At 73.1% G+C, this 13030-nt stretch carries 10 protein-coding genes and 1 pseudogene; 6 read left to right on the top strand and 5 right to left on the bottom strand.

The genetic code is table 11. The features are described from left to right. Positions 1–190: 190 nt before the first annotated feature. Positions 191–1834 carry a citramalate synthase gene (gene cimA / locus IE109_RS17070; RefSeq protein ID WP_189551743.1) on the top strand — a complete coding sequence of 548 codons (1644 nt, stop codon included), beginning with the start codon at positions 191–193 and terminating at the stop codon, positions 1832–1834. A 142-nt stretch (positions 1835–1976) separates the two neighbouring features. Here the strand turns inward: cimA and IE109_RS17065 are convergent, their stop codons facing one another. Genes IE109_RS17065 through IE109_RS17055 form a run of 3 tightly spaced genes read right to left on the bottom strand, consistent with a single transcriptional unit; the run spans position 1977 to position 4398 of the window. Next, positions 1977–2312, bottom strand: coding sequence for an STAS domain-containing protein (locus IE109_RS17065; protein WP_189551742.1), 336 nt, complete (start codon positions 2310–2312; stop codon positions 1977–1979). Next, positions 2306–3595 (bottom strand): SpoIIE family protein phosphatase, encoded by a 1290-nt coding sequence (locus tag IE109_RS17060; protein ID WP_189551741.1) that lies wholly within the window; start codon positions 3593–3595, stop codon positions 2306–2308. Before IE109_RS17060 ends, IE109_RS17065 begins: the two co-directional genes overlap by 7 nt. Continuing rightward, positions 3592–4398 (bottom strand): alpha/beta fold hydrolase, encoded by an 807-nt coding sequence (locus tag IE109_RS17055; protein ID WP_189551740.1) that lies wholly within the window; start codon positions 4396–4398, stop codon positions 3592–3594. The genes IE109_RS17060 and IE109_RS17055 overlap by 4 nt, the downstream gene beginning before the upstream one ends. Before the next feature lie 83 nt (positions 4399–4481). Between IE109_RS17055 and IE109_RS17050 the strand changes: the two genes are divergently transcribed. From IE109_RS17050 to IE109_RS17040, 3 genes are all read left to right on the top strand, one after another. After that, positions 4482–5831, top strand: coding sequence for a hypothetical protein (locus IE109_RS17050; RefSeq protein ID WP_189551739.1), 1350 nt, complete (start codon positions 4482–4484; stop codon positions 5829–5831). A 157-nt stretch (positions 5832–5988) separates the two neighbouring features. Next, positions 5989–7215, top strand: coding sequence for an acyltransferase family protein (locus IE109_RS17045; RefSeq protein ID WP_229891145.1), 1227 nt, complete (start codon positions 5989–5991; stop codon positions 7213–7215). 217 nt (positions 7216–7432) lie between these two features. Further along, positions 7433–8263, top strand: a complete 831-nt coding sequence (locus IE109_RS17040; RefSeq protein WP_189551899.1) for a D-alanyl-D-alanine carboxypeptidase family protein — start codon at positions 7433–7435, stop codon at positions 8261–8263. Between the two features lie 354 nt (positions 8264–8617). Here the strand turns inward: IE109_RS17040 and IE109_RS17035 are convergent, their stop codons facing one another. Next, positions 8618–9226: a YceI family protein gene (locus IE109_RS17035; protein WP_189551738.1), complete on the bottom strand. Its 609-nt coding sequence runs from the start codon at positions 9224–9226 to the stop codon at positions 8618–8620. A gap of 192 nt (positions 9227–9418) precedes the next feature. Between IE109_RS17035 and IE109_RS17030 the strand changes: the two genes are divergently transcribed. Further along, the gene (locus tag IE109_RS17030; RefSeq protein ID WP_189551737.1) at positions 9419–9928 is read left to right on the top strand and encodes a hypothetical protein; all 510 of its coding nucleotides are present in this window, start codon (positions 9419–9421) and stop codon (positions 9926–9928) included. A 257-nt stretch (positions 9929–10185) separates the two neighbouring features. Here IE109_RS17030 and IE109_RS17025 read toward each other — a convergent pair whose 3' ends face one another. Next, positions 10186–11442: a glycoside hydrolase family 64 protein gene (locus IE109_RS17025; RefSeq protein WP_189551736.1), complete on the bottom strand. Its 1257-nt coding sequence runs from the start codon at positions 11440–11442 to the stop codon at positions 10186–10188. Positions 11443–12210: 768 nt separating this feature from the next. Here IE109_RS17025 and IE109_RS17020 point away from each other — a divergent pair. Beyond that, positions 12211–13020: pseudogene (locus tag IE109_RS17020) on the top strand (polysaccharide lyase family 8 super-sandwich domain-containing protein); the annotation flags it as partial. Positions 13021–13030: the final 10 nt, after the last annotated feature.

Raw genomic sequence — 13030 nt, 5'->3', positions numbered from 1 at the left:
GTGACCACTGAATCGCGGCACAACCCCCGCGGCGGTGGACACCGTGTCTCAGACCCGCGCGCAGACCTCTCGCACCCGCGAGGGGTCTTTTCGTTTTCCGGCCCACCACGGCCGGCGACGGCGGCGCGCGAGAATGGGGGCAGGTGGAGCCAGCCTTCCGGAGCACCGTCCGACAGGAGCCAACACAGTCATGACCACGGAGACCGACAGTCTTCATACCGTCGCCGGCGCGAGCGACGCCACCGCCGTCGACGACAGCTTCCACGTCTTCGACACGACGCTGCGCGACGGGGCCCAGCGCGAGGGCATCAACCTGACCGTCGCCGACAAGCTCACCATCGCCCGGCACCTGGACGACTTCGGCGTCGGCTTCATCGAGGGCGGCTGGCCCGGGGCTAACCCCCGCGACACCGAGTTCTTCGCCCGCGCCAAGCAGGAGATCCGCTTCCGCAACGCCCAGCTCGTCGCCTTCGGCTCCACCCGCCGGGCCGGCGCCACCGCCGCCGAGGACCCGCAGGTCAAGGCGCTCCTCGACTCCGGAGCCCCGGTCATCACGCTGGTCGCCAAGTCGCACGACCGCCACGTCGAGCTGGCCCTGCGCACCACGCTCGACGAGAACATCGCCATGGTCCGCGACACCGTGGCCCACCTGCGCGAGCAGGGCCGGCGGGTCTTCGTCGACTGCGAGCACTTCTTCGACGGCTACCGGGCCAACCCGGAGTACGCGAAGGCCGTCGTCCGCGCCGCCGCCGAGGCGGGCGCCGACGTCGTCATCCTGTGCGACACCAACGGGGGGATGCTCCCCGCCCAGATCCAGGCCGTCGTCTCCACCGTCCTCGCCGACACCGGGGCCCGGCTCGGCATCCACGCCCAGGACGACACCGGCTGCGCCGTCGCCAACACCCTCGCCGCCGTCGACGCGGGCGCCACCCACGTCCAGTGCACCGCCAACGGCTACGGCGAGCGCGTCGGCAACGCCAACCTCTTCCCGGTCGTCGCCGCCCTGGAGCTGAAGTACGGCAAGAGGGTGCTCCCCGACGGGGCCCTGAAGGAGATGACGCGCATCTCGCACGCCATCGCCGAGGTGGTCAACCTGACCCCCTCCACCCACCAGCCGTACGTCGGTGTCTCCGCCTTCGCCCACAAGGCCGGCCTGCACGCCTCCGCCATCAAGGTCGACCCCGACCTGTACCAGCACATCGACCCCGAGCGGGTCGGCAACACCATGCGGATGCTCGTCTCCGACATGGCCGGCCGCGCCTCCATCGAGCTGAAGGGCAAGGAGCTCGGTGTCGACCTGGGCGGCGACCGCGCCCTGATCTCCCGGGTCGTCGAGCGCGTCAAGGAGCGGGAGCTCAAGGGCTACACGTACGAGGCCGCCGACGCCTCCTTCGAGCTGCTGCTGCGCGCCGAGGTCGAGGGCCGGGCCCGCCGCTACTTCCGCACCGAGTCGTGGCGGGCGATCGTCGAGGACCGTCCCGACGGCACCCACGCCAACGAGGCCACCGTCAAGCTGTGGGCCAAGGGGGAGCGGATCGTCGCGACCGCCGAGGGCAACGGCCCCGTCAACGCCCTCGACCTCGCCATGCGCGCCGGCCTGGAGCGGATCCACCCGCAGCTCGCGAAGCTGGAGCTGGTGGACTACAAGGTCCGCATCCTGGAGGGCAAGCACGGCACCCAGTCCACGACCCGGGTCCTGATCACCACGACCGACGGCGAGGGCGAGTGGGCGACGGTCGGCGTGGGGGAGAACGTCATCGCCGCGTCCTGGCAGGCCCTGGAGGACGCGTACACCTACGGCCTCCTGCGCGCGGGCGTCGACCCGGCCGAGTAGGCGGTACGCCGGGCCCCGGCCCGGGAGCGTGCCGGTCCAGGCGGTACGCCGGGCCCCGGCCCGGGAGCGTGCCGGTCCGTCCCCGGGCGGTACGCCGGGGCGGGCCTTCGCGCGCGCGGGCGGCCGGGGCGGCGGGGCCGGGTCAGGCGCTGTCGGCCCCGGCCCGCTCCGCCGGCTCGATGGCGAAGACCTGGTCGAGTCCGACGATGCGCAGCACGCGCAACGTGGTATCCGGCACCTCCGCCAGGGCGACGTCCGCCCCTGCCGTCGCAGCCAGGTTGCGCGCGACCAGGAAGGCGGTGATGCCGCTGGAGTCGCAGAATTGCAGACCGGCCAGGTGGAGGACCAGCCGCTGCCCGGGCAGCAGGGAGAGCCCCTCCAGGGTCTTGCGGAACTCGGGGACCGTGTGGAAGTCCAGGTCTCCCCGGACGTCCAGCACGGGGCCGGCCGGGGTGTGCCGTGTCGAAGTCTTCAGCATGGTGAGGATGTCGGGTTCTCGTGAGCGCGGGCGGGGACGCCCAGGGCGAGTATGGCGGTGTCGTCGTCGAGGCCGGCGCCGAAGCTCTCCAGCAGGTCGGTGAGTGCCTTGACGGTGGGTTCCGCGCCCGAGGGCGCCAGGTCCGCGGCATGAGCGAGGAGCCGCTCGTCACCGTACCGCCCCGTGGGGGTGCGGGCCTCGGTCAGGCCGTCGGTGTACAGCACCAGCGTGTCCCCGGGCTCCAGGCGGGTGTGGATGACCGCGAGGGGTGGTCTGGGCAGGATCCCGATGAGCACGCCGCCGGGCGTGTGGACGAAGTCGGCGGTGCCGTCGTCCCGTAGCAGCAGGGCCGGCGGGTGCCCGCCGCCGGCGAGGGTGATGTCGAACCCGGCGTCGTCCGGGCCGGGTGCCTCCAGGAGCCCGAAGACGACCGTGCAGTAGCGCGGGTCGTCCCCGGCGTACCGCTCGTACAGGACCGAGTTGAGCGTCTGCAGCACGGCCTCGGGGTCGGCGTCGTTCATCGCCGCGGCGCGCAGGGTGTAGCGGGCCAGCGAGGTGACGGCGGCGGCCTCGGGTCCCTTGCCGCACACGTCGCCGAGGCAGAAGGCCCAGCGCCCGCCGCCCAGCGAGAACAGGTCGTAGAAGTCGCCGCCGAGGTGGTCGGGGGAGGCCGTGTGGTAGTGGGCGGCGGTCTCCAGGCCGGGGACGGGGGGCAGCGACGGGGGCAGCAGGCTGCGCTGGAGGACGGCGACCACCTCGTGCAGGTGCTCCCGGCTGCGCTCCGCCTCGCGGTGCGCCTCCTCCGCGGCGCGGCGGGCCCGGAGGAGCTCCTGCTCGTAGGCGCGGCGGCCGCGGGCGTCCGTCACGGTGGTGCGGATCAGCTTCGGCTCGCCGGCGGCGTCGGTCTTGACGACCGAGGTGACCAGGACGGGCAGCCGGGCCCCGTCCTTGGCCTTCAGCTCCATGGCGATCCCGTGCACCTCGCCCTGCATCTGCAGCAGCGGGGCGAAGTGGGTCTCGTGGTAGAGCTTGCCGCCGATCGTCAGCAGGTCGGCGAAGCGCCTGCGGCCGACCAGTTCCTCCCGGTGGTAGCCGAGCCAGGACAGCAGGGTGCCGTTGACCTTGGCGAGAGTGCCGTTCATCAGGGTGGACAGGTAGCCGCACGGCGCGTTCTCGTACAGGTCCTCGGGGGAGTCCTCCAGCAGCGGGGCGACCGCCGCCGCCTGCTGCTCCAGGGCGTCGGGGGTGGTCGCCGGGGGCGGGTGCGCTCTCTCCGGGCTCATCGCTCGCCGTCCCGCAGGAAGGCGGTGATCGCCTCCACCGTGGCCTCCGGCGCGCTGAGCTGCGGGCAGTGCCCCGTGGCGTCCAGGGTCACCAGGCGGCTGCCGGGGATGGCGGCGTGGACGTAGGCGCCCACCTCGCGCGGCGCGATCACGTCCTGGGCGCACTCCACGACCAGCGTCGGCACGGACACCTTGGCCAGGTCGTCCCTGCTGTCGCTCAGGAACGTGGTGCGGGCGAAGACCCGGGCGATGTCCGGGTCGGTGCGGCAGAAGGCGTCGGTGAGTTCCTCGCCCAGCTCCGGGCGGTCGGGGTTGCCCATGATCAGCGGGGCCATCGCGCCGGACCAGCCGAGGTAGTTCGCGTCCAGGGACTCCAGCAGTTCGTCGATGTCCTCCCTGCTGAACCCTCCCCGGTACCCCCCGTCGTCGATGTAGCAGGGGGACGGGGTCAGCAGCACGAGCCTGCCGAACCGCCCGGGCTCCTTCGCCACCGCCATCACCCCGGCCATGGCGCTCACGGAGTGGCCGACGAACACCGCGTCGCGCAGGTCGAGCTCCCGGCACACGTCGAGGACGTCCTCGGCGTACCCGTCGAGGGAGGAGTACCGCTCGGCGCTCCACGCCGTCAGGTCCGACCGGCCCGCGCCCACGTAGTCGAACAGCACCACGCGGTAATCCACGGCCAGCGCGGGCGCCACCAGACGCCACAGGTTCTGGTCGCAGCCGAACCCGTGGGCGAGTACGACGACCGGGCCGTCCTCGGGGCCGATCACCGAGACGTTGTTCCTCCGACGAATGTCCACCCGAACATCCTCCCATTGGGTTCGGTTCCATTCTCCAGTACGGTTATGCCCGCTTTGCACTCTTTTGGGGTAGCGTCGATGGTATGAGGACCAGGCCGTTCACCCTTCTGTCGGCCTTGGCGGGGCTGACCTTGCTGCTGCTCCTGGCCCTGGCCCCCGGCGCGGGGGCCAGGGCCACGGGGCTCCAGGACGCGGCCGAGGCGCTGAAGCAGGGCCCGGTGTACGTCCACCCCGACGCCGCCGACCAGCTGCCGAAGGCCGCGGCGGACGCCCTGGCCGACAAGATCGAGGACGCCGGCAAGCCCGTCTTCGTCGCCGTCCTGCCCGCCACGGCGGAGTTCCCGCAACAGGGACTGCTGCAGAACCTGCGCACCCAGACCGGCATCACCGGCCTGTACGGCATCCGCCTCGGTGACGCGTTCGCCGCCGGGGCCGACCGGGCCGTGATGTCCAACCAGGCCGTACGCAACGTCGTGCAGTCCGTGCGGCAGCCCGGCGTGGACGCCACCACCGAGCTGAACGACTTCGTCGACCAGGCCCTGCCGCAGGTACGCGGCGACGCCCCCGGCTCATGGCCCGGCACCCCCGGCGAGCGCGCCCCCGTCGCCGGGCTGATCGCCGTCGGCGCCCTGGCCGCCGCGGGCGGCGCGACCGCCCTCACCGTCACCCGCCGCCGGCGGCAGCGGCGTGAGCGGCAGGAGCAGGAAGCCCTGGACCGGCTGCGGGTCGTCGTCGACGAGGACATCACCGCGTACGGCGAGGAACTCGACCGGCTCGACTTCCACCCCGCCGAGAGGGGCGCCGACGACGCGATGCGCGCCGACTACGAACGCGCCCTCGACTCCTACGACAGGGCCAAGTCCCTGATGGGCCAGGCCCGGCACCCCCATGACGTACGGGGGGTGACCGAGGCCATCGAGGACGGCCGCTACGCGCTGGCCGTCCTGTCCGCCCGCCGCGAGGGCCGCCCGCTTCCCGAGCGGCGGGCGCCCTGCTTCTTCGACCCGCGCCACGGCCCCGCCACCACCGAGGTGGAGTGGTCCCCGTCCGGCGGCGCGGTGCGCGAGGTACCGGTCTGCGCGGCGGACGCCGCACGGCTGGCGCGGGGCGAGGACCCCATGACCCGGACGGTGGAGACCGAATACGGCCGCCGCCCCTACTGGGAGGCCGGACCGGCGTACGGCCCGTGGGTCGGCGGGTACTTCGGCGGCGGCATCCTGCCCGGCCTGCTGATGGGCACCATGCTGGGCTCGATGCTCTCCACCCCGGCGTACGCGTCGGAGTACGGCGGCGCCGGGTACGAGGGCGGCGACTTCTCGGGCGGCGACTTCAACGCCTCGGACTTCGGCGGCGGTTCCGGCGGTGACGGCGGCGGCTTCGGGGGTGGCGACTTCGGCGGCGGCGGCGGCGACTTCGGCGGCGGCGGGTTCTGAGCCCGCCGCGGCCCGGGCCCCCCGGGCGGGCGGCGTGAGGTCGCGCGGGTGCCCGGCGGCGAGCCGGTGGGCCGGTGGGCCGGTACGGCGGTTTCGGAACTGAGCCGGCGCCGGGGGCCCTCGGCGCGGCGCGACGGACCGGCCGCATAATCGCCGGATGCGTCCGCCCGCCTCCGTACCCTCCGCGCGTCCGCCCGCTCCCGGCCCTCATGCCGGCTCGGCCGCCTCCATGCCCTCCGGGGACCGGGCCGGCCGGGACCGGCTGCCGTCCCTCACCGGGCTGCGCTTCTGGGCGGCCCTCCTGGTGGTCCTGTACCACCTGTCCCGGCAGGCGGGTGAGCTGCCCGGCCTCAGCGAGGCGGTCCGGTACGGGCGCAGCGGCGTCACCTTCTTCTTCGTGCTGTCCGGGTTCGTGCTGGCCTGGACGTACGACGGGAGACGTGTGCCGGCACCGCTCTTCCTGTGGCGCCGGTTCGCCCGGATCTGGCCGCTCCTCGCCGCCACCACCGCGCTGTCGGTGGGCGCGTGGCTGGCTCTCGGAAGGGACGTGTCCGCGAAGGCGGTCACCGCGTCGCTGCTCCTGGTCCACGCCTGGACGCCCGACCCCGTAATCCTGCGGGGCGGCAACCCGGCGGCCTGGTCGCTCAGTGACGAGGCATGGTTCTACCTGCTCTTCCCGCTGCTGATGGCCCTGCCCGCCGTACGCTCCGCGCGCGGCCGGCGGTGGATCGCGGGCGGGGTGTGCGTGGCCGTGGTGCCGGTGTGGCTGACCGGCGCGCTGATCCACGACGCCGGCACGCGCGCGTGGGCGCTGGACTACCTGCCGCTGACGCGGACGGCGCAGTTCCTGCTCGGTGTGGTGACCGGCCTGGCGGTGGCGCGCGGCCGACGGCCTCCGGTGGGGCCGTGGGCCGCGGTGGCGCTGGTGGCCGGCTGGCACTTGGCGCTGGTGCCCTGGTCGCGCGCCGTGCCGGACGCCCTCTGGTACAGCCCGTACACCGCCTCGCAGCTGCTGGCCGCACCGCTGTTCGCCCTGCTGGTGGCCACCGTGGCGCGGGCGGACCTCGACGGACGGCCGACCGGCCTCGGCGGCCGGTGGGCGACCCGGCTCGGGCAGTGGTCGTACGCCTGGTACCTGATCCACGAGATCGTGATCCGCCTCTGGCTGGGGTACGCCGGCGCACCCGCCGGCCCGAGCGGCACGGCGGTGGTCTGGTCGCTCGTCCTGCTCGTGAGCCTGGCCCTGGCGGCGGGCGCCTACCACGCGGTCGAGCACCCGCTGGAGCGGTGGCTGCGGGCCCGGGGGCCGGCGGCGCGGGGGCCGGGGGCACGTGGGCCGGGGACGGGCCCCGCTGCCGAGCCGTCGGTGCCGCCCCGGCGCTGAAGGCCCCCGCGCTCAACGGCCCGGCGCTCAACAAACCCGGTGTTCACTCTTTCGGTTGCTTCCCGCCGCTGTCGTGCATCCTCCGGGCCCGGCCCCGTGTCTTGCTCGGTAGCGGTTTTCTCCGGGCAGCGGTGCCGCGGCTGCACGTACGGGAGTGTCGACTTTGAACAGCAGGAACATCAGCCGCGTCGGAGCGGTATGCGCGACCGTCTGCGCCATGTCGGCGGCCGGGGCGGGTCTCGCCCCGGCCCAGGCGGCCCCGGTGCGCCCACCGGCGGTCACCGCCAAGGGCGGCTTCACGATGGACGCCGGCACGGGCGCGGCCCTGTTCGCGAAGGCCGCCGACAGCCGTCTGCCCACCGGGTCGACGGCCAAGATCATGACGGCCCACGTGGTCCTCTCGCAGAAGAACCTGGACCTGAACCGCAAGGTCACCGTCCAGATGGCCTACAGCGACTACATCGTCGCCAAGACCGCCTCGTCGGCACGGCTGATCGTGGGCGACAAGGTGACCGTCCGCCAGCTGCTCTACGGCCTCATGCTCCCCTCGGGGTGCGACGCCGCGTACGCCCTGGCCGACACCTACGGCACGGGTTCCACCCGGGCGGCACGCGTCAAGTCGTTCGTGGGCAGGATGAACACGGCGGCCGGCGCCATGGGCCTGAAGAACACCCACTTCGACTCGTTCGACGGCATCGGCAACGGCAAGAACTACTCGACCCCGCGCGACCTGACCCGGCTCGCGGCGCAGGCGATGAAGAACCCGACCTTCCGGACGGTCGTGAAGACGAGGTCGACCAAGCAGCGGGTCACGACGAAGACCGGCGGCTACCGCGACATGACGTGGGCCAACACCAACAAGCTGCTGGGCACGTACCAGGGGGCCCTCGGGGTCAAGACCGGCTCCGGGCCGGAGGCCAAGTACTGCCTGGTCTTCGCCGCCACCCGCGAAGGCCGGACGGTCATCGGTACGGTCCTCGCGTCCTCCTCGGAGGCCAACCGCAACGCGGACGCGACCAAGCTCATGAACCACGGCTTCAAGAAGTAGGCCCCCGGGACGCGCCGGGCCCCGGGTCGAGCCACGCCCGGAGCCCGACCGGGTGCGCGCGCCGGAGACCTCGCGCGCCCTGCCTCGCCCGGTCGTCTTCCTTGTCCGCGCCGTCCGGGGTGTTCCGTCGTCCCCGGCCGCTGTGGGGGGAGGGGTGGCTGTGCTGGTGGGGGGCGTGGGAACGGGCCGGGGAGGTGCGCCGGGTGGAGGCGGCGGAGAGGGCGGCGGTGCTGGTGACGGCGGCGGCCGACACCTCGTACCGGGAACGACCGAGGGACCCGCATGGCCTCATCGAGGCCGAAGGTCCCTTTGCCGCTCACTCGTGCCGGACGCTCGTCGAGGCCCGCAAGCCGCTCACTCGGCGGTCTTGATCGCGGAGATCTCGAACGTCAGCTTGATCTTGTCGCTGACCAGGACACCGCCGGTCTCCAGCGCGGCGTTCCACGTCAGGCCCCACTCGGAGCGGAGCAGCTCCGCCTTGCCCTCGAAGCCGACGCGCTCGTTGCCGAAGGGGTCCTTGGCGGCGCCGTTGAACTCCAGGTCGATGGTGATCGGCTTGGTGACGCCCTTGATGGTCAGGTCACCGGTGATGCGGTAGTCCGTGCCGCCCAGTGCCTCGGCGCTCGTGGAGCGGAAGGTCATCAGCGGGGACCGCTCGGCGTCGAAGAAGTCGGCGCTGCGCAGGTGGTTGTCGCGGTCGGCGCTGCCGGTGTCGATGGAGGCGATCTTCACATCGATGGAGGCGCTGGAGGCCGCCGGGTTCACCCCGTCCAGCTCCAGGGTGCCCTCGTACTCGGTGAAGGCGCCCCGCACGTTGGTGACCATGGCGTGGCGGGCGGTGAAGCCGATGCCGCTGTGCGACGGGTCGATCGTGTACGTGCCGGTCAGGGCGGCCAGGGCCGGGTCCACGGCGGCAGCCGGGACGGTGGCGGTGGCGGTGGTGCTGCGGCTGAAGAGACCCATGATGACGAACTCCCTCGAAGCGGTTGGTTGAACCTTCAACGACATCGACCATAACCCCATCCCGTTTAAGTTTCAACCACTTGGATGAGCGGAGTTCCGACGCCCTCTGGCGGACGCGCGGAGAGGTCCGGCACCATCTGTCTGCTCCACCTGCACGCGCACCGCCCGCCCCGGTATCCGCAGGAGGAAACGATGAAGCTCCGCCCCGTCCTCACCACACTGGCCCTGCTCCTGGGAGCGCTCTTCGCCCCGGGCTTCGGCGTCCTCGGCGGCGCGACCGACGCCCACGCGGTCACCAAGATCAGCCACGCCACCGCGACCTCGATGTTCCGCTCGTCCGGGATCACCTGGTCGTCCTCCGGCGGCTGCTCGGACCGCAACAACCCCACCTGCACGTCCTTCGAGCAGCTCAACCTCGCCAGCGCCCAGGGCGCCCAGACCCTCAGGAGCGCCAGCGGCTGCGCCCTCAACATCACCGGCGGCACCGAGACCGGCCACGCCGGCGGAACGTACTCGCACTGGAACGGCTACAAGCTCGACTACAGCAAGTACACGTGCATCGGGAGCTACATCAAGAACACCTTCACCTACATCGGCCTCCGCGGCGACGGTGCCCCCCAGTGGAGGTCCGGCTCCGGCAACGTCTACGCCGACGAGGGCAACCACTGGGACGTGACCTACTACAACTGCGGCGGCTGCTGACCCACCGGGCGCAGACGCCACCGACGACACGTCACCGGCCTGGCCGATCGGGACCGCGACCGCGCGGCGTGCGGTCGGTGACCGGGCGGGGGTCCGCGCCGCCGCCCGGCTCGACGTCGACCTCGATCCGCGCGCCGCGCGCCACGGCACCGAACTCGCCACCCGCCTCCGCGCGGACCTGCGCCGGCCGGCACGCGACCCGCCCCGTCCCGGCTCCCGCCCGCGCCGGGGTGTCGCCGGACCGCCCGCCCCGGGGGCTACGAACCGACCGACACCGTGAAACGGCGCGGGTTGCCGTCGTGCGCGGCGCCCGAGACGTCGGGCCGGCCGTCCGGCCGCACGTCGTCGTACGGGAAGGCGTACCCGATCGGCGTGTTGGCGTGGACCACCCGCGAGAAGTGGTTGGTCGACGGGTCGCGGTAGTAGTCCGAGGGGGCCGGGCCGTTCGGCTGGTCGGGGTGGGTGAGCAGGGTCGTGCGGTTGAAGCCGGCCGCGAGGCGGGCGAGCAGCGCCTTGCGGTCGTCGGAGTCGGCGGGGTTGTTGGCGAACGGGCCGTGGTTGCAGGTGAAGACGTCCTTGGAGGTGGGGCGGGTGAAGCTGTGGCCGCCTGTGAAGGTGAGGACGTCCCCGTTCACCCGGCCCACCCGCACCCCGCGCCCGCCTTGCAGGTCGATGCGCAGGTCGGTGGTGCGGTACTTCTGCCACACGCGGTCGATGTAGCCGGTGAAGGCGCCGCGGAACGGCATCTGGTCCGGGCGGTCGAAGTACGGCGCCATGAGGTTCTGCGGCGAGATCACCCGCAGGACCGAGCCGTTCGAGGCGCGGATGACCAGCTTGTCCCAGGGCTGGCCGTCCCGCGCGGCCTGGGCGACGAGCCCGTCGGCGATCCGCTGGAGGGCGCCGGACGGCAGCGGGGCGACGGTGTGGGTGGTGTCGCCGGTGAGCGTGAGGCCGATGGGCAGGGCGGTCACCAGGTCGACGTAACTGATGTTGGCGTACAACTGCTGGGGGTTGAACGTGAATTCGGCGAAGGACCAGACCCGGCCGTAGTTGGGGTCGGACGGCGTGGCGAAGGCCGGCTCGACCAGGGCGGGGCCGGGGTTGAGGAAGAAGTCGAGCTTGTTGTCGCGGACGAAGTAGACGCGGGCGCCGTACATCTGCGGCAGCGTCAGCACCACCGGCCCGGCGCCCGCCGGTCGCAGGGGTATCGCGCAGTCGACGGGCACCGGCGTCAGCGGGGCGGCGGGGGACTCGGGACGGTAGACGCCGCCGCCCGGGCGCAGCAGGACCCAGCGGCCGGTGCCCTGCTCGTGGCCGGTGACGTAGGCGCGGACGGTGCCGGGCAGCGAGCGGTTCTCCAGGGCAAGTTCGCAGGTCGCGGGGGCGGCGGAGGCGGTCGCGCCGCCGCGCACGCCGAGGGCCGTGGCCGCCGCGGCGGCGGCCGTCCCGGTGAGCAGGGCGCGGCGGGAGAGGGAGCGGTGGGACAGGGGGCGGCGGAACGCGTGGGACGCCATCGGGTCTCCCTGTGGGGGTGGGGGTGGGGGTCCGGGTGCCGCTCACTGTCGCGCCGCACGGAAGGGGCGTCAAGAGATGTGACTGAGAGCGCTCTCAGTTTTTATTCTCCTTCACAACATGACGCTGTCGAGCGGGACTTGGCCCGATCGGGCGGCGTCCCGGGACGGGGTGGCACGGGGCCGCGGATCGGGGAGGGGGGTACGCCGACGGGCCGGGTGTCCGCGGCCCGGCGGTCGTCCGCTCCCGCACCCACGCGCGATCGAACGATCGATTCATCCGGGATGTGTGCGATTCATTGACTGTTTGTGCGTTCGTGTGAGAAAAACCGCTCACCCGTGCGCTCGCTTCGCCTCGGAGGTCCCTCCGCCATGCCTCCCTCCCCCTCCCGCCGCACCCTCCTCCTCGCCGCCGCCGCGCCGGTCACCCTGTCCGCGCCCCCCGTCCAAGCCGCCCCAGCCGCCCCAGCCGCCCCTGGGGTCCCCGCCGTCCGCGCCGCAGCCGACATCTACGACACCCTTCGCCTCACCTGGCGCGACCTCCTCCTCGGCACCGGCTTCACCCCCACCGCCGAGCCGTACGCCACCAAGCTCGCCGACCTCGGCGCCGCCGCCCGGAGCCTGCGCTCCGCCATGGCCCCGGCGTCCGGCTCCCTCTGGCCGGACCTCCCGTACGCCGACCCCGAACCCGACACGGACGCCGAGTCGTACACCTACTCGGGCAACCTGGGCACCAGCTTCAACCGGCTGCGCACGATGGCCGAGGCCGGCATGGACCGGGCCGTCCACCGCCGCCCCGGCTGGGCGGCGTCCCTGTCCATGGCGTCCCGCCGGATCACGTACTACGAGAACGGCAACGGCGAGAAGCTCCGTGCCTGGCACAGCGGCTCAGGAATGCTCTACTGGTGGGGCGGCGACCTCGCCAACGGCCAGTACAGCGACGGCTTCTGGCCGACGGTCGACCCCCGCCGGCTGCCCGGCACCACCGCCTCCCGCAAGGCGCTCGCGGACGGCGAGGGCGGGGTGTGGGGCGCGGCCAGACCGGACGTCCGCTGGGTGGGCGGGGCGACGGACGGGACGTACGCGGCGGTCGGTCAGTACCTCAAGGGGCTGTCCTCCACGCTGCTGGCCAAGAAGTCCTGGTTCTTCCTGGACGACGCCGTGGTGTGCCTCGGCGCCGGCATCCACGGCCGGGACGGCACCGGGGTCGAGTCGGTCGTCGACAACCGCAACCTCGGCGCGTCGGGCACGCACGCCTTCACGGTCGACGGTACGGCGCGGCCCACCGCGCCCGGCTGGAGCGCCACGCTGACCGGCGCGCGCTGGGCGCACCTGGCGGGCCACGCCGGGTACGTCTTCCCGGGCGGGGCGACGGAGAGCGGCACCGGAACGGCCACCGTCAGCGTCTCCGGGCCGCTGCGGGACGGAGCGGTCATCGACCTGACGTGGAACCGCCCGGTGGCGTCCGTGACCTCCAGGGACCCCTCCGTCCAGGTGATGGCGACCGGGTCCTCACTGACGCTGCGCGTCACGCCCGGCACCCTGGGGGCGGTCCACAGGGCGGTGGTCCGGCCGGGGTAGAGCCCTTGTG

The sequence above is a fragment of the Streptomyces lavendofoliae genome, from assembly GCF_014649735.1.
Classification (GTDB): Bacteria; Actinomycetota; Actinomycetes; order Streptomycetales; family Streptomycetaceae; genus Streptomyces; species Streptomyces lavendofoliae.
The sequence above is the reverse complement of the archived record's forward strand: the minus strand, read 5'-3'. Positions and strand labels throughout refer to the sequence as shown.

Bases quoted from the DNA above. Each gene is read 5' to 3' on its own strand.
- cimA (WP_189551743.1), top strand. From the start codon at position 191: ATGACCACGGAGACCGACAGTCTTCATACCGTCGCCGGCGCGAGCGAC.
- IE109_RS17065 (WP_189551742.1), bottom strand. From the start codon at position 2,312: ATGCTGAAGACTTCGACACGGCACACCCCGGCCGGCCCCGTGCTGGAC.
- IE109_RS17060 (WP_189551741.1), bottom strand. From the start codon at position 3,595: ATGAGCCCGGAGAGAGCGCACCCGCCCCCGGCGACCACCCCCGACGCC.
- IE109_RS17050 (WP_189551739.1), top strand. From the start codon at position 4,482: ATGAGGACCAGGCCGTTCACCCTTCTGTCGGCCTTGGCGGGGCTGACC.
- IE109_RS17045 (WP_229891145.1), top strand. From the start codon at position 5,989: ATGCGTCCGCCCGCCTCCGTACCCTCCGCGCGTCCGCCCGCTCCCGGC.
- IE109_RS17040 (WP_189551899.1), top strand. From the start codon at position 7,433: ATGTCGGCGGCCGGGGCGGGTCTCGCCCCGGCCCAGGCGGCCCCGGTG.
- IE109_RS17035 (WP_189551738.1), bottom strand. From the start codon at position 9,226: ATGGGTCTCTTCAGCCGCAGCACCACCGCCACCGCCACCGTCCCGGCT.
- IE109_RS17030 (WP_189551737.1), top strand. From the start codon at position 9,419: ATGAAGCTCCGCCCCGTCCTCACCACACTGGCCCTGCTCCTGGGAGCG.
- IE109_RS17025 (WP_189551736.1), bottom strand. From the start codon at position 11,442: ATGGCGTCCCACGCGTTCCGCCGCCCCCTGTCCCACCGCTCCCTCTCC.